Consider the following 19,650-nt stretch of genomic DNA (forward strand, 5'->3'; position numbering starts at 1 on the left):
ACCACCCGGATGACGGGTGGTTTTTGTGTTTCCTTATCCGCGGGGCTTCACCACAAGAGCAGCTAAGAATGAAAAAATAATCGCCGCCGAAATGCCCGCGCTCGTTATTTTAAAGATCCCTGTTAGCACTCCGACGGGTCCAGTGTTCGTCAGCTCTTCAATCGCGCCGTGAACTAGCGCGTTACCGAAGCTCGTAATCGGCACCGACGCACCCGCACCGGCAAACTTGACGAATGGGTCATACAACCCGAAGCCGTCCACGATTGCACCTGTTACAACCAAGATGCTCATTGTATGGCCGGGTGTAAATTTACCGACATCCATAAGCAGCTGGCCAACGACGCAAATCGCGCCGCCAATAATAAACGCCCACAAAAATTGCATCCAATTTATCGCCATGTCACTCACTCCATTTCAATTGATACAGCATGCGCAATGCAAGGAATGGATTCTCCCTGCTGAAAGGTTATCGGCGACATTAACGCGCCGGTTGCAACAACTAAAAGACGCTTAAGCTCACCCTCGCGCATTTTCTTCAGTAAATGACCATAGGTCACAACCGCGGAGCAGGCCGCGCCGCTGCCTCCCGCTTGAACCATTTGCTTATCCGGATCAAACACAAGTATGCCGCAGTCCTGATAATCCGTCTGCCCGATATCAATGCCCTTTTCCTTTAATAAATCCTTTGCTATACTGTAGCCCACCTTTGCCAAGTCGCCCGTAACAATCATGTCATAGTAGCCGGGCTCAATCCCGCGGTCATGAAAATGAGCATGCATCGTGTCGACCGCAGCCGGCGCCATCGCCGCTCCCATATTAAAGGGATCCTTGATCCCCATGTCGACGATTTTGCCGATCGTAGCCGACGTAACACGCGGCATGTCCGGCTTTCCGGTTAAGGAAAGCAGCGAAGTTCCCGCACCCGTGACAGTAAACTGTGCGGTAGGAGGCTTCTGTGAGCCGTATTCGGTCGGGTAGCGGAACTGTTTTTCCGCCGAGCAGTTGTGGCTGCACACGCCGGCCATCGCATAATTTGCCGAATGATAGTTCACCATTAAGGAAGCCAAGGCCAAGCTTTCCATCGAGGTCGAGCAAGCTCCGAAGACCCCTATGTACGGCACCGCCATCGTTCTCGCCGCAAACGTATTCGAGACGATCTGATTCAGCAGGTCGCCGCCGACATAAAAGCTGATATCCTTCTTTTGCAAACCGGCGCCGTCCAATGTAAGCTCCATCGATTCCTCGAGAAATTTACGCTCGGCTTTTTCCCAGCTATCCTCACCAATAAAGTAATCGGAATGAACCATATCAAATCGGTCGCCAAGGGGACCTGCCCCCTCATCGGGGCCGACCACCGTCGAGGCGGAAATGATATACGGCTTCCGATCGAACAGCCAGGTTTGCTTTCCCGTCAGCATTATATATGACCCTCCATTCCAAGGCCAAATATCCAATAAATAATCCCGATAATGAAAGCTGCCACCGTTCCGAACACAATAACCGAACCCGCCAGTTTAAACATGTTGCCGCCAACGCCCAGCACAAGTCCTTCGCTGCGGTGTTCAATTGCGGCGGAGCATAACGAATTGGCAAACCCAGTGACCGGGACCGCACTGCCTGCGCCAGCCCATTGCGCGATTTTATCGTATATGCCCAAAGAGGTTAAAATAACGGATAGTAAAATAAGAATAGCCACCGTCGGGTTGGCCGCTTCCTTCTGCGTCATACCTGCCCAAGCCATAAAAGCCGTTTGAATAGCTTGTCCGAGCAAACAAATCAGCCCCCCGACTAAAAATGCCCGAAAGCAATTAAGCAGTACGGGACGAGCCGGTTCATGCTTTTTGGCAAGATCCTGGTAACTTTTTTGGGCCTTGCTCATTCCTCCGCCCTTCGCTGCTGTAGCCATATCCAACCTCCTTCATCTTACTTTCTAGGGTATTATGCTCGTTTCCAAGTGGATTTATGATACCTCCGGCAGCGACCGTCCCGTGATGGGCACATCCCGAAAAAAGACAGAAAAAGCGTTCTGCTCCGCTAAAATGATCCCTTTCACATCCGTAAAAAAAAGGCCAGAAGCTGGCCCCGTTGAATTTCCGCTACAAAAAAATAGCTGCGACGATAAACAACAAAATGAACAACACTAACACTAACAGCGTAGCCTCCGTTTTTGCCATGTGCCGGCCCCCAAACCTGTATAAATCCAATTCCTCGTTTACACTATATGTTTCATGATTCATGTTCACATCGGCACCTGCCCAAAACCGCTTTTAAAAACGCTAATGTTTTTGTCGTCTCCTGTCGAAATAGTAAAAGACGTTATTTTACATAGGCAGGAGAACCGATGATGAACTTGAATCCCAAAGGCAAGACTCCATATATTGCACTTGTCTCGATGCTGATCATTATGACCCTCGTTACCTTTTCCAGTTATTGGACACTGAGGGATGTACGCCTGCAGAGCAACCATGTTGTTGAAGATACCATGCCCATATATTTATCGATCGACAATTTGCTGACCAGCCTCATTAATCAAGAAACCGGTGTCCGCGGGTATCTGCTCACGACCAATCCCCGTTTTTTGGAAGCCTATAAGGTTGGTAAAATCCAAATGGAAACAGAATTAAGCTTAATCACTGACAATTATCCACTGGAAAATTATCCTCTTGTAAACGAGATCTTTTTACATAAGGCACTGCCTCAAATCGATATGATCAATCATTATTTTTTGGACCAAATTAAGCTGATCGAGGAAAAACAGACTCAGACCGCTCTGGATCTTGTTGATCAAGGAAAAGACTACATGGATCAATTCCGGATCATTCACGAGGAAATGCGCAGTGCGTTGGCGCAAACAACAGCAGAGGAAAAACAATCCGTGGATATCGCGGTGGAACGGGCATTCTTAATATTATCGATTGGACTGGTTGCGTTTTTAGCCATGGGCATCACGATTTGGCTCATTACACGCCGCAACAACCAAATGGCTAATGCTTTACGTAAAAGCGAGGAAACGTATCGCGCCGTCGCGGAAGAGCTGGAGACGCATAACGAGGAAATTATCGCTCAGCAAGAAGAGCAGGAGAAAACACTAATTAAGCTGTTTCAAAGGGAAAAAGAACTGGAGTCGATATCTTCGTACCAGGAAATGCTTACCGGCTTTACTGATCTTCACTTGTTTTTGGAAAATACCGTGCCCGCCTTAACTGAAGCACTTGATCAGGATGCTGCCGCAGTTATGTTACGGCATGAGCAGGAAGAACAGTTTGATATGGTATTTTCATATGGATACCCGGAGGGCGCTGCGCCGGTTCGCGAGCGCGTACCTCTCGTAGGTCCTGCCCACAAGCTGTTAAAGGACAAAACCTCCGTAATCAGCTGCAGAAAGGTGTCCGAGCTGGAACGGGGCTTCCATAGTGCCTACGACACCGCGGTTGATTCCTACTACCCGCTGTTCGACCCCAATCGTTCTGAGCTGCATATAATTGGCATTGTCGTGACGACCTCTTATCAGAAGACAGCGGTAAATGAGAATAATACGAGCTTTTTGACTAAAGGGTTAATGAAGCAATTCAGCCTCGCCCTGCTTGCCCAGCTAACGAACGAAGAACGCAAGCAGCAAAGTGTATCTATGGAAAAATTAAATGAAGAGCTGCTAACCGAAAAAGAAATGCTGGAAAAGCAGCGTGATTTCACTCGCCTCATCCTTGAATCCAGCTTGGAAGGCATGGCTACCTGCAACCGCTTTGGCAGGATCGATTACTGTAACGGGCGAATGGCAGAATGGTTTGATACGGCAGCCATCCAAGGAATGTCGGCAGCCGAATGCTTCGAAAGACTTCATCCCAAGCTTCGGACGCTCGGCGAAGATTTGCTTCAAGGGCGCATCACACATTTCACCGAAAAATTTTCGTTCAACATCCAAGGGGATACTCGCAGTTTGGAGCTTTATGCAACCCCATTTGGCGTTGGAAGCACTTCATCCTCTGGATTCTTGTTCGTGCTTCGGGACCGGACGGATGAGGAGCGGATTAATGAGCTAAAAAATGAATTTGTCAGCATCGTTTCCCATGAGCTTCGAACACCGCTGTCAAGCGTTCTTGGGTTCATCGAGCTGATGATTAACCGCAAGCTTTCCCCGGAAAAGCAGGCAAAATATTTAGATACGATCTATAAGGAAGCAAAGCGGCTTTCCAATTTGATTAATGATTTTCTCGATCTGCAGCGAATGGAATCCGGGAAACAAACCTATCACTTTGTCCCGGTCGACTTAGCTTCGCTTGTTCAAAGTGCTGCCGAGCAGTGGCAGGGCAAACAAAGCCACAGCATCCGAGTCCAGGTTAACGGCGATGCTCCTGTCTTTATGAAAGCAGACGAGGACCGGATCAAGCAAGTGATTGACAACCTGCTCAGCAATGCAATTAAATATTCTCCCGACTCGAACGTCGTTGATGTAACCGTAGATACGAATTCGGATTTGACGACCTTGATCGTTCGAGATTACGGTCTTGGCATTCCTGAGGAAGCCAAAGCACAAATGTTTACAAAGTTTTACCGTGTTGACAACTCCGACCGCAGACAGATCGGCGGCACAGGACTAGGCCTTGCTATTGTAAAGGAAATCATCGATGCGCATGGCGGAAGCATCAGCTTTGATTCCGTGATGGGGGAAGGCACAACGTTCCGAGTAGCGCTGCCGGCCGTTTCATCCCCCTCCGTAGAGGGAAGCATCGAAGGCAGCATCGTCATTGTGGAGGACGACAGCAATGTAAGCAAATTAATAAGCGAAACGCTGGGCGGATTAGGCCACCCGGTCGTTACGTTCAAGGCCGCCGAGCCTTTGCTGGAGACGATCGGCAAATTAACGTCAAATCCGCCGCTCCTCTTCATCGTAGATATCGCCTTGGAAGGGCATTTAACCGGATGGGATCTGCTCGCGGGACTAAACAGCCATCCTCTTTGCCGGAGAACGCCGGTCATTGTTTCAACCGCGATGGATGCACCGAATGACTATCAGGAAAGTGACATCGAACGTTATATGAAAAAGCCGTTTACGATGGAGCGGCTGTATCACATTTCTCAGGAGCTTCTCGCCAAGCATACCTCGGCGTACGTATTCCCGACGCAAAACGAAGAGCAGATCGCCGCTTCCCTGGAAGAAAAGGGACTTGAGCTGGTTGAGCTTAAGCACTACGAAAGTTGGATTGAAGCGGAAGTGAAACGCCAGAAAGAGAAATCGTAGACTACTAGATAGGATTCAAAAAAAGCTTCTCTAGACATGGGCTGGAACCCATACGCTAGAGAAGCTTTCTTTTATATTTTTCCGTTGTGAAGCCTCTCATGCTTCCAAAGGTAAATTTCTTTTCGCTATTTTGTATCCTTGCGCCAGTGTTCAAGCAAACTCTCGACCTCTGCACGCTGTGGAATGCTTTCCTGGGCTCCCGGACGGGTAACGGTCAATGCCGCGGCGGCTGATGCTAGACGCAAGCTGTCCTCGGAAGAATATCCTTCCGCACTCGCCACAGCGTAGCAGCCAATAAAAGTATCGCCGGCCGCAGTGGTATCCACAGCCTTTACGCGGAAGGCAGGAACCTCAATACAGCTGCCCGCAGCATCGGCCAGCAGTGCCCCTTCTTCCCCCCGTGTAACGATAACCGTGTCAATACCGCGTGCAACAAGCGATTGTGCCGCACGCATCGCTTGGGCGGCCTGAGCCGCAGGTAAACCTGTCAGCTCCTCCGCTTCCGATTCATTCAAAATGAGCACATCGATCAGCGGATATGCCTCCTCAGGAAGTGCTTGCGCTGGCGCCGGATTATAGAGTACACGAACATCGTGGTCGCGTGCCAGCCTCATTGCTGCAGCGGAAGCCTCCCACGGCACCTCATTTTGCAGCAATAATACGCTGGCTCCCGCGAACACATCGGAATGAGCCGCAACATGCTGAGCCGTCAGCATGGCGTTCGCCCCTTCGGACAGGATAATCTGGTTTTCTCCGGTTTCATCCACTGTGATAAATGCGAGTCCAGAAGTAACCCCCTGAAGAATGTCTACATGAAGCTTTATTCCGTTCTCTTCCAGCGATTGTACGAGCACGGGTCCAAAGGAATCTCCGCCGACGGCACCGATCATCGATACATGGCTTCCACAGCGCGCCGCCGCTACCGCTTGATTTGCTCCTTTTCCGCCTGGCAAATAAGCAGTGCCAAGCCCCTTGATCGTTTCACCCGGAAGCGGATGTCTGCGGACACGGTTTACAATGTCCATATTAATACTGCCGACGACCACGATTTTGATTTGCAAGAGCTCCCTCCTCCCTGTAAATCCTTTCATATATTATACCGTCATTTTATCGTCTTTTCCGCCCGCTGTCTCAGCAGCTCTATCTTGTTTCTCTTTCGTTGAAAAGTAGTTAAGCTCTCACCTTCAAAAGCAAATAAAGGAAGTATGGCGCTCCGATTACCGCTACAACGATTCCCGCAGGAATCTCTGAAGGCAGCAAAATAAATCGGCCGATCGTGTCCGCTACAAGCAATAGCAGCCCTCCGGTCAACGCCGCGGCCGGAATCAAATACTGATGGGCAGGCCCGACCAGCCGTCTTGCCAGATGCGGGCCGATTAAACCGATAAACTCGATCCCGCCGCCAACCGCTACACATGCGCCCGCAAGCGCCACCGCTGCAGCCAGCAAGCCAAGCCGCTCACGTTCAATGGCCGTACCGAGGCCGATCGCCATCGGCTCTCCTAAGCCAAGCACATTGAGCACCCGCGCTTTATAGATGACATAGGGCAGCAGCACGAGCAGCCACGGCAGCAAGGAAGACACGTACCCCCAGTTTGTTCCCCAGATCGTACCGGCCAGCCAAACCTCCACCAGCTTAAAATCATTCGGGTCCAGACGAATGGTCAGTACAATCATTAAAGCGCGGATCCCGGCACCGACCGCAATGCCCACCAATACAAGCCGCACCGGGGAAATCCCCTCGTTTTTTTTGTACGCTATCCCGTAAATGAGCGCCGCAGCCATCCCTGCTCCGGCCAGAGCCAGAAACGGCATCGCAAACGCCGGTGCAGCCGCGTTGGAAGGGAAAAAGGCGACAAACAATACAACCGCAAGCCCAGCCCCAGAATTAATGCCTAGAATCCCCGGGTCTGCAAGGGCATTGCGCGAAACCCCTTGAAAGATCGCGCCGGAAACGGCCAGCCCAGCGCCTACAAGCACGGAGATGACGATTCGCGGCAGACGGAATTCGAACAAGATCAACCGCTGCTTATCTGTTCCCGATCCGAACAAGGTTTGCAGCACTTCCCACGGACCTAGACGTATGTATCCTGTGTTCATACTTATGAATATAAAAAAGATAATCAAAACGGTGAGCAGCGAGATGACGAACCCCGCCCGTTTGGACCGCTTCCGCTGTACGAGTTCAATCGATGAAGCAACCATCTACAGCTGCCTCCTCTCGTTGCGCGCCAAATACAAGAAGAATGGCACACCGATGATAGCAATTAATGCTCCGATAGGCGTTTCATATGGAGGATTTATCAGCCGTGCTCCAATATCTGCTGCGACGACTAGAAGTCCCCCCATTATTGCCGAACAAGGAACAATGAAACGGTAGTCGACGCCGACTAGAAATCGAACCAAATGCGGCACGATCAAGCCCACAAAGCTGATTGAACCTACGGCCGAGACAGCAGATCCAGCCAGCACAAGCACAATGATTACCCCTGCCAGCTTAATGAGACCGACACGAAGACCAAGTCCAGCGGCCACTTCCTCCCCGAAGCTAAGCATCGTTACATAACGCGATAACAGCACCGCAGCAATTAAGCCGCCTGCAGCCCACGGAAGCATGACCTGAAGCTCCAGCCATTTGACACCGGCCACCCCTCCGGCATACCAGAATGCAAGCTCTTGTCCTATCCGGTAGTGGATTGCAATTCCCTGACTCAATGCAACAAGCAGCGCGCTGACCGCTGCCCCGGCAAGCACCAGACGAACCGGATTCATACCGCCTCTGGCTAATGAACCGAAGCCGTATACTAGTCCTGTACCGAGTGCCGCCCCGGCAAATGAAAATAATATTAAATATGAAAAAGGAAGACCGGGCAAAAAAGCAAAACATAAAGCTAATGCAAAGCCTGCCCCGGCATTAATGCCCAAAATCCCCGGGTCGGAAAGCGGATTTCTCGTCATGCCCTGCATCAAAGCACCCGCCACGGCAAAGCAGGCCCCTACAAGCGCAGCTGTGAGCGCACGCGGGAGCCGAAGCTCTCGAATGATTTGGTGGTCTGTAAGATCCGGATTAAATTGAAATACTGCATCCCAGACCGTTTGTAACGAAATCGTGGCCGCTCCAACGGAAATAGACAGCGCGATCCCGAAACAAACCGCTGCCGCTCCGCCAACAGCCATAACTGTGGCAATCCATGGGTGCGACCGCTGTGGCTGCTCATTCTTCGATAAAATTTGCAAACGGACACACTCCTTTCTCAACATTAAACCATCAAACCCATCCTAGGAACCCTCTCATTATAATTGATAATATTTCTCATTATCAATCGTTTTCTTCGTAAAACACCGGTAGGGTGTGTATGCATTTCTAATTGACGGTTTTGCTTTTTCATAAAAATGACTTATACTATACGAAAATGAGAATCAATATCATAATTTTGGAGGGTTTATCTTGCTTCGAAAACTACCTTTGATCCCCGCTGCGCTGCTTCTGATCATGACGGTTCTTGCCGCCGCTTGCGGGAACCCATCGACGGACAACCATTCCCATGAGCCCAATAATAGTCCAAAAAGCGCCGAGACAAAAACGGTGAAGGACGCATTAAATCGCGATGTCACGGTTCCTGTAGAGCCGGAGCGAATCATTGCGATCAATAATTTCGGGGAATTGGCAGCCCTCGGTGTTAAGCCGATCGGAACTGTTGATTACTACCTAAAAAATCATGACCCGGCCGTAACGCAAGGTATTGAAAGTATCGGAGATCAAGAGCCGAATATGGAAAAGGTCACCGCACTTTCTCCAGATCTGATTATCATCAGCGATTATTTAAAGCCTGAGGTTGTCGAGAGCTTGCAAAAGATTGCGCCTACCTTCGCAACGAAATTCGGATTGCCTGCCTTTGAGCAGCTTCATGTCGTCGCCGAGCTCCTTGGCAAAACAAAAGAAGAGCAGGCCTTCCGGGTACAATATGACGAACGGTTGAAGGAGACGAAGCAAAAGCTGCAGGCACATTTGAAGCCGGGCGAAACTGCGCTCGTCGTTCAATTCTACAACAAAGCGATTTATACGTTCCCCATAAACGCCTTCCCTACTATCTACGAAGCTTTGGGATACACGGAGCCTGATAAGGCCAAAGCATTAACGGCACCAGCCTCCCTTTCCGAGGAGGTACTGCCGGAATATGCCGCCGATACGATTTTTGTACTGGTCGCAGATCAGGCTGCCGAGGAACGCTTCAAAGAGGTCGCCAGCGGACCCGTTTGGAAAAACCTTTCGGCCGTGAAAAATAATAAATTGTATGTCCTCGAAAATGTCCGCTGGAGCGAACTGAGCGCCTATAATATGAACTGGCAGCTAACGGATATCGTAACGAAGCTTGGCAGTAAATAATCCCGCAAAAAAGCCTTCCATTCCTTGAACATCAACAGGAACGGAAGGCTTTTTGAATGCGAAAAAATATTAACGAAGGCTTTGGTTCAATTCACTCGGGTTAAAATCCGGAATAGGCCTTAAACAAGATAACGGCAAAAGTCGTCCCCTTTCCTTCTTCCGACTGGACTGTAATTTTACCGCTATGCCTTTCAACAATACTCAAGCATACAGCTAAACCTAAGCCCGTACCGTCTTTCTTGGTAGAATAAAACGGGTGGAATAACGATTGCTGCTGTTTTTCGGTCATCCCGCACCCGGTATCGGATACACGCATTACAACCGCGTTCTCTTCAACCGAGGTCGTGACAGTCACGATCCCTTTTTGGCCCGTGCTTTCAATAGCATCCATCGCGTTACGAACGAGATTAAGCAGAAGCTGCTTCATTTCCCGATCATCAAGCATAAGCAGCGGAAGCTCCTCTGCAAGCCGCAGCTCCAATTCGATTCCCCGCATATTGGCATCAGCCGCCAGAAGAGGATAAATATCTTTCACAACGTCACTGAGATTGTGCATCTCTTTCGTGACAATCCGATCCTGAGCTAAGGCCAGGAAATCGTTAATAATCGTGTTGGAACGATCGACCTCGCTGATGACAATGGAACAATACTCCTGAAGCTCCTCCCCGGCTTTATGCTTCATCAGCTGCATAAAGCCGCGGATCACGGCCATCGGATTGCGGATCTCATGGGTAATGCTTGCCGCCATTTGCCCCACCAGCCGAAGCCGTTCCAGCTGTCCCAGCTCTTTGCGAAGCTGATGGACTTCCGTTACGTCTTCAGCCAATGCAACCGCTCCAAGAAGAATGTTCTCTCTCGAATCCATGATGGGTGCGGCGAAGCCTAAATACGTTCTATCGCTAAAGTGCTGAATTTCTGAATTCACATGCTCCCCTTGTAATCCCCTGAAAATTAATGTTTTCTTGTATTCAAACCCAAGCTGCTCGATGAACTCCTTGTAAGAGTGACCGATCAAACTGCTGTTTTGGTAATGAACAGGAACCCTACGGAAAAATGTTTTATTGTACGCCGTAATCATTCCATCGCGGTCAACCGCTAAAATGCCAACCGGTGAGGTATCGATAATTTGCTGCAGCTTCTGGGTTTCATGTAAATAATGCTGAGATTCCTCCTGAAGATGGTCCCTCAGCTCACGGATCTTTTCTACAAGCGGCATAATCGGAGGATACGCCTTGTATCTCGTCAAATCCGTTTGCTTATTTCGTAAAATCGCATTAGCAAGCCGGTTCACGGCCGTCGTGTGGGATCGGTATACTAATCCGACAATAAAGATGGTAAGCACCCACAGCGCAAAAATCAGTGCCGCCGTTTTAAGCAGATTCAATCCGAAATCCCGATCGATTACTTCCTTTTGGAAAGCGACCCAGGAATAACCGATCATTTCGGCATTGCGCATGACGGGCTGCCTAAGAATCAAAGCCGACTCCCCCGACCAAATCGTCGAGCTAGCAGCGGTTTCAAATTCAAGCGGGCGTCCGTCCGTTCTCAGCTCGGAAGATAGCTCGAACGGCTCAATCCGAGCGCTTTCCTCATTCATTGCGGGAAATGCGGCCACCACGGTCTGAAGCTTGGTGGAATAGTACCCCATGCTAATATTCGGGTACCATACGGACAGTTCTGAAACGAGCGGCTGTAAGCTTCGCTCCAAAAACATCCCTCGCTCTTCTTTAGAAAATCGAGCCGCATCCTCAATGGAGATCATATGGGAGTATAAGCTTTCCAAACGATCGCTCAGCGCGGTGGAAGCCATCATTAATGACAGCTTTGCCTTTTGTTCCACGAATTGCTTTTGATGTAACGCATTGAGAAAACCGAAAAAGAGCATCGGTATCGTAATAATAAGAGTGATCCATATGTACACCCGTTTTTGCAGATCCTTCGCTCGCCCAATGATAAGAATCCCTCTTCCGCCATACGTCATCCTGCCTAATCTATCATATATAACAATAAATATTTTTGCTAGAAAAAGGTTGCGGTCGAACGATTCTGTAGAAGGGAATGGTTGATAAGTGACTAAAAATGAATTAGGATTCCCTTATGCCTAAATTATAAATATAGGGGGGCATCCATGGAGCTTACCTTTATTCATTGTCCTCATTGCAAAATTATCATTGCCCGGTCTTCTGCTAAAACTGAGGATCGATGCCCATATTGCTTCGGTGATCTAAGCTCCAGGTTGCAGGCTCACATCCAGCCAATCGCTCATGGGGAGAGTATGCCCACTGACTTTACTCTGACCATGCTTCAGCATCATGAATTCGTCCACTATGAGGACGTGGAGCTGGCCGCTGCCGTCTCCCAAGCTGCCGTGGATGCTGCCGCTGCACTGGAGGACGAAGAGCTGCTCATGCGCGCGCAGCTTATCCAAGCCCACAGCATGATGCGCCAGGGCCGAATTGCCGAGGCCGGCCTAAACATGCGCCGCATCAACGCTTGGGCGATCGAGCATTCCAATCCTACAGTTTTGGCAAGCAGCCACCGGCTGCTCTCCGGATTTTTCTTCCGGCTCGGCGACGCTCACAGCGCATTGGAGCATGCGCTCCATTCTCTCGAATATTTGCCGGAAACTACGTTTCCGCAAATTCGCGGAAAGCATCTGATGACTCTCGCCCTTGCGCTAGATTCAAGCGGTGATTATGAAGCCTCACACCAACGATTCGATGAGCTTTTGGACATTTGCCTGGCAACCAACCATGTCCAGCAAATGATTTATACCTTAAACAACCTGGCTTATTCCAGCTGCCAGCTGGGGTATAAGGATAAAGCGGCAGAGCTTGCGGCAAAAATCCGAGCGGTTACCGATAAACACAACATTTCATTGGCGGTTTCGCAGCTCGATACGATTGCGCGCGTCGAGCTTATGCTCGGCAGGCCTCAGGTGGCTGTTCAAACCCTTTTGCCTGTACTGGACAAGCACCGCTCCGGAGGGCATGTAGGGGATATTTATTCCCTGCCCGATTGCCAGCTTACCGTAGTCGAAGCGCACCTCCAGCTCGGTTCCTATCGTTTAGCGCAAGAAACGCTGGATGAAGCTCGTCTGCTTTGCGAAGCTTATGGACTGAAGGGCTTTCTCGTCAAAATCAGATTGGCGCAGTCCCAGCTTTATGCAGCGGAACAGCGATACAAGGAAGCCTACGAGGAACACTGCCGCTACCACGAGGATTCGGAGGCATTACGATCCTCAGAACGCGAGGCCCGCGCGCGCATCTTACAGACCGTGTTCGAAACGGAAGAGGCTCGCCGCACGAGCGAGCATTATCGGGAGCTGTCTCACCGCGACCCTTTAACCGGTTTATACAATCGACGTTATATTGACGCGTATATGGATCGATATTTGGAGCAATGCGAAGCTGGTGAGGAGCATACCGTTGTTCTCATTGATTTGGACCACTTCAAAACCATTAACGACAAGCTTTCGCACAAAACAGGCGATGCTGTTCTTGTTCGTCTCGCTAAAATTTTGGAGGCCTCCGCTGTGGAACCGGCACAAGCTGCCCGTTTAGGAGGAGAAGAATTTTTAATTTATTGCCCGGGCTATAATCTCGAAAAAGGACTGGACTTCGCGGAAAGACTGTGCGGTATTATCCGTTCTGCGGATTGGAGTCCAATCACCGGTACGCTTGCCGTCACCGCAAGCATTGGCGTGTGCTCCACTCGCTGCGGGCAGACCGACCGCGCTGCTCTGCTTTCTGAAGCCGACGGCAACCTGTACCAGGCAAAAAACACCGGACGGAACCGGGTTGTCGGCTCGCAAATGAAATAACAGAAACCTGCCGTCCCAACATTAAATTAGATACGACAGGTTTATCCATTTATATTAAGGTTCATACCCAAGGGATAACAGGAGCGGATTATACAAGAAGCATAACCTCTGCTTACAAAACAAAAAAACGCCGAAATGGCGTTTTTTTGTTTGTTCTGCGTTATTTGTTTAGACTACGTCAACCACCATTGCTTCTACTGCATGATTGGTTGACATCCGCCCGCCGTTCTTTCGTTAGGGCAATGATGCATCTCATGTCATGTCTGCTTACTTCGCTTGAATGTATCCTTCCGCCTTCAGCAGCTCGGCAATCAATACAGCGCCGCCAGCCGCTCCACGCAGCGTATTGTGCGATAGGCCGACAAACTTGAAGTCGTAGAGAGTATCTTCACGAAGACGGCCAACGGAAACGCCCATACCACGCTCAATATCACGGTCCAGCTTCGTTTGCGGTCTGTTTTCTTCCTCAAAGTACGTAATGAACTGCTTTGGTGCGCTAGGCAGGCCAAGCTCCTGCGGACGTCCTTTATAGGACTGCCAACGCGCAAGAATTTCTTCTTTCGACGGCTTCTTCTCGAAGGAGGCAAATACAGTCGCCAAGTGTCCGTCCGTTACCGGCACACGGATACATTGTGTCGTAATCAAAGGCGCGCTCGCTTTTACAATCTCGCCATTTTGCACGCTTCCCCAGATGCGAAGCGGCTCCTGCTCGCTCTTTTCTTCCTCACCGCCGATATACGGAATTACGTTGTCGAGCATTTCCGGCCAGTCGGTAAAGTTTTTGCCGGCCCCGGAAATCGCCTGGTATGTCGATGCAACCACGTTGGTCGGTTTGAAATCAAGCAGTGCATTCAGCGCCGGCACATAGCTCTGGATAGAGCAATTCGGCTTCACTGCAATAAAACCGGTTGCCGTTCCAAGACGCTTGCGCTGCGCTGCAATGACGTCGAGATGGCCCGGGTTAATTTCCGGAATAACCATTGGAACGTCAGGCGTCCAGCGGTGAGCCGAATTATTGGAGATGACAGGCGTACCGGTTTTTGCGTAAGCCTCCTCCAATGCTTTGATTTCATCCTTCTTCATATCGACAGCGCAGAAGATGAAATCCACTCCGCTTGCCACTTCTTCTACTTTAGAAGCATCCTGAACGATAATCTGTTTCACATCGTTAGGAATCGGCTCAGGCAGCTTCCATCTGTTTTGCACAGATTCTTCATAGGTTTTCCCCGCCGAGCTGCTGCTCGCTGCAATCGCAGTTACTTGAAACCAAGGATGCTGATCCAGCAGTTGAACGAAGCGCTGCCCGACCATGCCTGTTCCTCCGACAATACCAACCTTTAACTTTTGTGTCATCGCTATTCAAATCCTTTCGATTCGGTATTTTGATGGAACCTGTTTCCCTCTTCCCTACCTTATAACTATTCAAAAGTTCTAACTCGGTATTACGCTATGCCGGCATCCTGCCGAAAAACCAAAAAAATCCCACCCCCAAGACTGCAATCAGCCTTAGGGACGAGATTTGTTATACCCGTGGTACCACCCTAGTTTCGCGAATATGTCACCACATCCGCCTCTTCAAGTACGGCATTCCAAGAATGCTTATACTTTAGCTCTGTAACAGGAGCTCCTGTCACACCATCCCCTCGCAGGTTCCGATGTGCTGCTCTGAGACTTTATTCAATAAACCGTTCTTTGCCCCTTTCCAGCTGTGAGGGCTCTCTGTAAAAGACATCGTTTATTTACTCTTCTCATCATCGCATTTATTTATTTCGTATATCTTAACAAATGACCGCCGTGAGGTAAATACTATTTCACAAATTTATTATAATAAAATTTTACCCAATCCATTGCTTCTGCTTATAAAATTCATGTGTCCGCTTGGAAGTATGATCAGCGTAAGCACAAGAACAAACGATCTCATTTGTCATTGATAGATTCAAAATTATGCTATAATAGAAAAGCATAACCAGCTTGTGGTGGCTCGTGCTCCCTCCCGAGAGGAGGTGGTGCGATGGATACTTTCCAAACGATTATGTCATTTCTAGCGTTCGGGACATTCCTTTTGGCGCTGTTGACTTACATCGAAAAACGAAAGTAACCCACCCTAGTTGACGCCAGGCAGTGGGTTACTTTTCCCTAATCATCATTGGAGGGTAGCCCCATCCAAACTGTTATGCAGGAGACGTGTTGGCAGCACGTCTCCCTAGTTATTGTAATCGTATCATGACTGCGCCATACGTTCAAGGCCGTTTGCCCGGGTGGCCCGAGTTTATTGCTTTTTGACCGGATTAGCGCCTCTGCTTATTTATAATAAAGGATTACCGAAGAAATACCTCTTCAGCCTTATCGCCAGTTCATCGTCGGACAAGGGATTGCGATGCGTATTTTCCAAATAGATATACTTCTCGCTTTCCGGCATCAGGAACTCCTTATACCATAGGAAAAAATCAGGACTGTCGCCGTGCATCCGAAGATAACGTCTCACGGTATCTACATGATTTACTGTACTTTGAATATTGGTGAGCCAGTCTGCCTGATAAAAACGATTCCATTTCCCACGCTCGGAATTTCGAAGCACTTCAAGCCCTCTCTGGTAACACCACATCGATTCCGAAGCCAAGACGAACGCTTGCGGATAACGTTGTTCGCAGTATTCGATATAGGAACGGCATAACCAATAAAAACCTTGGCAGCCGGATAAATGCAGCGCACCATGAAAACGCAGCTGGTCGACCGCTCGGCGCCGATCGTCTTGGTCAAGCTCTAGTAAAACTTCATCGCATCGTTCCAGCCAAGCACTCCACGTTTGGACGCCCAGCTCCAGCTTTTCTTCAAACCGCTTCACCTGTTCGCGAAAATCCACATCGCCCACTGCCCAAACCAGCCTCAAATCCGGTTGCTTGCTTAGTCCTTGCAGCCAATGGCCTATTATTTTGCGCGCCGGATGATGATAATATTCGTCCCCTGCCCAATCGTCGGCATGCGGTCCATAGCGGATTGCCGCTTCGGAGTAGCTGCGGTACAGCTCCTCCAGCTCGGCATTGCCCGAACCATAATAGCTGCTAACGAAATGGTGAAGATGATTTGCAACATCGACACTACCCATCATCCAAAGCTCCCGCATCAAATCAAGCGGATACACATGGGGACGGATGTTGCCGCAGTTGAGCAGCAAATATTCGCTTGCTCCGGCAGCAAAGGCGCCCTCGATCTCCTTTTTCATAAAGGAAGACGGCCCTGGAAACATCGTAAGATGGTTGGAGGCCTGCAAATCATGAAACGTCACATGATAATACAAGCCGTGCAAACCGGAGTCGTTCGCATCAGGGAGTGACGGCACACGATAATTTTGATTGCCATGCCTGCGGGATACCATTTTGCCATAGCCATTATCGGCCCACACCTTGATCACATCATCGGGAAGCTCGATGTATCCGCCTTTGTACAATTCGGCTATTTCTCCATATAAAGCGACGGAGTATACAGGATTTTGCACTTCACTGCCGATCATGTCATACTGCCTGCGGATCACCTTACTGATCATAGCACCGCGTTTTTCCGAAGTATCGAAGGAAGGGTCGTCGCTCCAGAACGGCTTATCGCCTTGCCCCCTAAAGGACAGCACCCACAAAACCTTCCTGTCTTTTTGCTTATCAATAGCTTCCTTCCACAGGCTCTCAAACCGTTCGGGTTCTTCATGATAACTCGCTTTTTTACCCGGGAAGGCTCGCAGGAACATCTCCGCTCCCAGCGGTTCGGCATGGTGATGCGTCACCCACAGCCCCATTTCGGCAGCAAGATCATAGTGAATTCCGTGGCGGGGCAGGTCCGTACCGGGGATAACCATATTGCCGCCGCAGCGCAGCAGCGCTTCGAATACCGGCTCCCAAACTTCTCTTGAAGGGGGATACGGCTCTTTCCATCCGATTAAACAGACCTCATCGTTGACGAACCATCCGCGATACCGTACCTTGGGCGCAGGCGCATCATAAGGCTGACAAGGAATTTCAATTTCGTTCCGTCTGGCAATGGTTTGGTCCGCCCAAAACCAGAATGGCTGGATGTCAAGGAAGGTCTTGCTAAACTCCAGTACTCCGTATAGTATGCCCAAATCGTCTTCGCCAATAATGTCCATGTAGAAATGATCGCCTGCCTTGCCAAAACGGAAGCCATAGGCCTCCGGGCGTGACTCCAGTCCATCCTGCTCAACAGCCGGACGAATCCGAAGCTCAGGCGGAATCTTCTTTTCCCCGACCGTAACGAGCTCAGGCTTTGTGCCCAAAACCATTTCGATATCCCTCACCAGCATCTGGATTGCATGCTTAACCGGCATAGTGCATGGATCGGGGATTTGTATCCGTACCTGCCCCTTCAATCGCAGGAAGTGTTCTCCGATTTGATTCATTTCCCAGCATCCTTCCATCACAACATTATATCCTGATTTTGTCATGATCCCTTCATCGGATGTAGTGGAAAAACAGATGCAAATGTTCAAAAAGCCGACAAATCCCTTTTGAGCACCTGTCCGAAGGATACAAAGAAAAGAGCTTCAGTCTGAATTACACCGACCAAAGCTCTCGAAACTTGAAAACGAAGAAGCCCTATTCATGTTCGCGTAATTACCGGAGAAGGAGAACATGTTATCAAGTACCATTCACTTCCGCCGTCCGCCGTCTCACTGCTTCTGCTTATAAAATTCATGATACAGCTTCATGAGCGCCCGCTTCTCGATCCGCGAAACATAAGAGCGTGAAATGCCCAGCTCCTTGGCGATTTCTCGCTGCGTCCGTTCCTCGCCCCCCGCCTCGAGCCCGAACCGCCCAACAACCACTTCCCGCTCCCGCTCATCCAAAATATCCAGATTCCGGTATATCTTCGACTTCTCGATCTTTAACTGCACCTTATCCACGACATCGTCGGCCTCCGTTCCGAGGATATCGATCAAGGTAATTTCGTTTCCTTCCTTATCCGTACCAATCGGGTCGTGCAGGGATACATCCTTGCGAGTTTTCTTTAGCGAACGCAAATGCATCAAAATTTCAATTCTAATGTCAAAAGGGGTGCTATACGCAAGAGATTCGAGTAATGAGCTAATGTTCAATACGACAAGGTTATTTTTTATTTGGGGCATATGGTTTTTGTTTTTGAAGCATATTATAAGTAAAACATGGAGGGAAATCCATATGCCTGAAAGACCGTCACTTACTTCTTCAGAAGTTGGAACCTTATGGCTTACGTATCAACAGAAAACGATGATTTTGCGAATGTTGGAATATTTTATCGAGAAAGCCGATGATGAAAAGGCAAAGAAAATTATGGTTGATTTATATGAGCAAATTAACCCATATGCAAAAAGAATTGCGGATATCTTCCAAGCCGAAGGAGCTGTAATACCTGTCGGATTCACTGCCCAAGATGTCAACAAAGATGTGCCTAAGTTATATGACAATGGTTTCGATATCATGTTTGTTCGCCTAATCAAAGAAATCAGTATGGCAATGCATTCGCTAAATATAACCATGTCCTACCGTGAGGACATTGTCCTTTTATTTAAGGAACTAACTTCCATAACACAAACGGTATATAATTCATGCACGCAATATTTGATTGAAAAAGGTATGATGGCGCGACCACCCTATGTGTCGATGCCAAAGTCTGTTGAGTTCGTTAAGGACCGTAGTTATCTGGGTGGACTTGCAATCAATCCATTCAGTGAAAAAAGGACGTTGAATACAGTAGAAGTCGCACATCTACACCATGCTATCGAATCAAATGCTACTGGGATGCAGATGATTATCGGATTCGCGCAATGTGCAAATGAGACAGAAGTCAAGAAATTCTTCGTGAAAGGCGCAGAGCTTGCGAAAAGTATTGTTAAAGAACTGACTGAAACACTGCTTCAAAGTGATATACAAGTACCAGTTCCGTCTGGTGGACACGCCACACGCTCAACGGTCGCTCCATTTTCCGACAAAATCATGATGTATTGCACCAGTCTATTTTGCGGCTTCTCTATGGGCAGTACCTCCTTGGGGACTGCATTCAGCTTACGTAACGACTTGCCAGCTAAAATGGCAATCATTATGAAGGATATCTTCGAATATGCCCATGAAGGCGGGACAATCATGATTCGGAACGGGTGGATGGAAGAACCGCCGCAAATGGAAGAGAGAAAGCAACTAACCAAATTGTAAAAAGTGA

Annotated in this window: 14 protein-coding genes, 1 pseudogene and 1 other annotated feature; of the genes and pseudogenes, 5 read left to right on the forward strand and 10 right to left on the reverse strand. The window is 49.1% G+C overall.

Annotation, left to right across the window (positions count from 1 at the left end; all coding sequences use genetic code 11):
- Positions 1 to 33: 33 nt before the first annotated feature.
- The 3 genes from spoVAE to spoVAC are packed head-to-tail and all read right to left on the reverse strand — an operon-like array spanning position 34 to position 1,906.
- Positions 34 to 384, reverse strand: coding sequence for a stage V sporulation protein AE (gene spoVAE, locus GQS10_RS01930; RefSeq protein ID WP_166238906.1), 351 nt, complete (start codon positions 382 to 384; stop codon positions 34 to 36).
- 20 nt (positions 385 to 404) lie between these two features.
- The gene (gene spoVAD / locus GQS10_RS01935; protein WP_166238462.1) at positions 405 to 1,418 is read right to left on the reverse strand and encodes a stage V sporulation protein AD; all 1,014 of its coding nucleotides are present in this window, start codon (positions 1,416 to 1,418) and stop codon (positions 405 to 407) included.
- Positions 1,418 to 1,906, reverse strand: a complete 489-nt coding sequence (gene spoVAC / locus GQS10_RS01940; protein WP_166238464.1) for a stage V sporulation protein AC — start codon at positions 1,904 to 1,906, stop codon at positions 1,418 to 1,420. The genes spoVAD and spoVAC overlap by 1 nt, the downstream gene beginning before the upstream one ends.
- A 438-nt stretch (positions 1,907 to 2,344) precedes the next feature.
- On the opposite strand from spoVAC, the gene GQS10_RS01945 reads away from it, so the two are divergent.
- Positions 2,345 to 5,239 (forward strand): ATP-binding protein, encoded by a 2,895-nt coding sequence (locus GQS10_RS01945; RefSeq protein WP_166238466.1) that lies wholly within the window; start codon positions 2,345 to 2,347, stop codon positions 5,237 to 5,239.
- Between the two features lie 125 nt (positions 5,240 to 5,364).
- Here the strand turns inward: GQS10_RS01945 and rbsK are convergent, their stop codons facing one another.
- From rbsK to GQS10_RS01960, 3 genes are all read right to left on the reverse strand, one after another.
- The gene (gene rbsK / locus GQS10_RS01950; protein ID WP_243734891.1) at positions 5,365 to 6,300 is read right to left on the reverse strand and encodes a ribokinase; all 936 of its coding nucleotides are present in this window, start codon (positions 6,298 to 6,300) and stop codon (positions 5,365 to 5,367) included.
- A gap of 109 nt (positions 6,301 to 6,409) precedes the next feature.
- The gene (locus GQS10_RS01955) at positions 6,410 to 7,444 is read right to left on the reverse strand and encodes a FecCD family ABC transporter permease (RefSeq protein ID WP_166238470.1); all 1,035 of its coding nucleotides are present in this window, start codon (positions 7,442 to 7,444) and stop codon (positions 6,410 to 6,412) included.
- On the reverse strand, positions 7,445 to 8,500 hold the full coding sequence (locus tag GQS10_RS01960; RefSeq protein WP_166238472.1) for a FecCD family ABC transporter permease: 1,056 nt from the start codon (positions 8,498 to 8,500) through the stop codon (positions 7,445 to 7,447).
- A 187-nt stretch (positions 8,501 to 8,687) separates the two neighbouring features.
- Between GQS10_RS01960 and GQS10_RS01965 the strand changes: the two genes are divergently transcribed.
- The gene (locus GQS10_RS01965) at positions 8,688 to 9,626 is read left to right on the forward strand and encodes an ABC transporter substrate-binding protein (protein WP_166238474.1); all 939 of its coding nucleotides are present in this window, start codon (positions 8,688 to 8,690) and stop codon (positions 9,624 to 9,626) included.
- 100 nt (positions 9,627 to 9,726) lie between these two features.
- On the opposite strand, the gene GQS10_RS01970 is transcribed toward GQS10_RS01965, so the two are convergent.
- On the reverse strand, positions 9,727 to 11,607 hold the full coding sequence (locus GQS10_RS01970; RefSeq protein WP_166238476.1) for a two-component system sensor histidine kinase NtrB: 1,881 nt from the start codon (positions 11,605 to 11,607) through the stop codon (positions 9,727 to 9,729).
- Positions 11,608 to 11,925: 318 nt separating this feature from the next.
- On the opposite strand from GQS10_RS01970, the gene GQS10_RS01975 reads away from it, so the two are divergent.
- Positions 11,926 to 13,449: a GGDEF domain-containing protein gene (locus GQS10_RS01975; RefSeq protein WP_166238478.1), complete on the forward strand. Its 1,524-nt coding sequence runs from the start codon at positions 11,926 to 11,928 to the stop codon at positions 13,447 to 13,449.
- 267 nt (positions 13,450 to 13,716) lie between these two features.
- Here the strand turns inward: GQS10_RS01975 and asd are convergent, their stop codons facing one another.
- Complete coding sequence (gene asd / locus GQS10_RS01980; RefSeq protein WP_166238480.1) at positions 13,717 to 14,802, reverse strand: aspartate-semialdehyde dehydrogenase; 1,086 nt, start codon at positions 14,800 to 14,802, stop codon at positions 13,717 to 13,719.
- A gap of 152 nt (positions 14,803 to 14,954) precedes the next feature.
- Positions 14,955 to 15,213, reverse strand: a binding site (T-box leader).
- 247 nt (positions 15,214 to 15,460) lie between these two features.
- Here asd and GQS10_RS23005 point away from each other — a divergent pair.
- On the forward strand, positions 15,461 to 15,547 hold the full coding sequence (locus GQS10_RS23005; protein ID WP_279537900.1) for a putative holin-like toxin: 87 nt from the start codon (positions 15,461 to 15,463) through the stop codon (positions 15,545 to 15,547).
- Between the two features lie 207 nt (positions 15,548 to 15,754).
- Here GQS10_RS23005 and GQS10_RS01985 read toward each other — a convergent pair whose 3' ends face one another.
- Together GQS10_RS01985 and GQS10_RS01990 are read right to left on the reverse strand one after the other, a co-directional pair.
- On the reverse strand, positions 15,755 to 17,854 hold the full coding sequence (locus GQS10_RS01985; protein WP_243734892.1) for a glycosyl hydrolase 115 family protein: 2,100 nt from the start codon (positions 17,852 to 17,854) through the stop codon (positions 15,755 to 15,757).
- A gap of 270 nt (positions 17,855 to 18,124) precedes the next feature.
- Positions 18,125 to 18,499 (reverse strand): annotated as a pseudogene (locus GQS10_RS01990) (sigma-70 family RNA polymerase sigma factor); the annotation flags it as partial.
- A gap of 133 nt (positions 18,500 to 18,632) precedes the next feature.
- On the opposite strand from GQS10_RS01990, the gene GQS10_RS01995 reads away from it, so the two are divergent.
- Complete coding sequence (locus GQS10_RS01995; protein ID WP_166238482.1) at positions 18,633 to 19,643, forward strand: DUF3231 family protein; 1,011 nt, start codon at positions 18,633 to 18,635, stop codon at positions 19,641 to 19,643.
- Positions 19,644 to 19,650 lie beyond the last annotated feature (7 nt).

It is taken from the genome of Paenibacillus turpanensis (assembly GCF_011421635.1).
Classification (GTDB): domain Bacteria; phylum Bacillota; class Bacilli; order Paenibacillales; family YIM-B00363; genus Paenibacillus_AK; species Paenibacillus_AK turpanensis.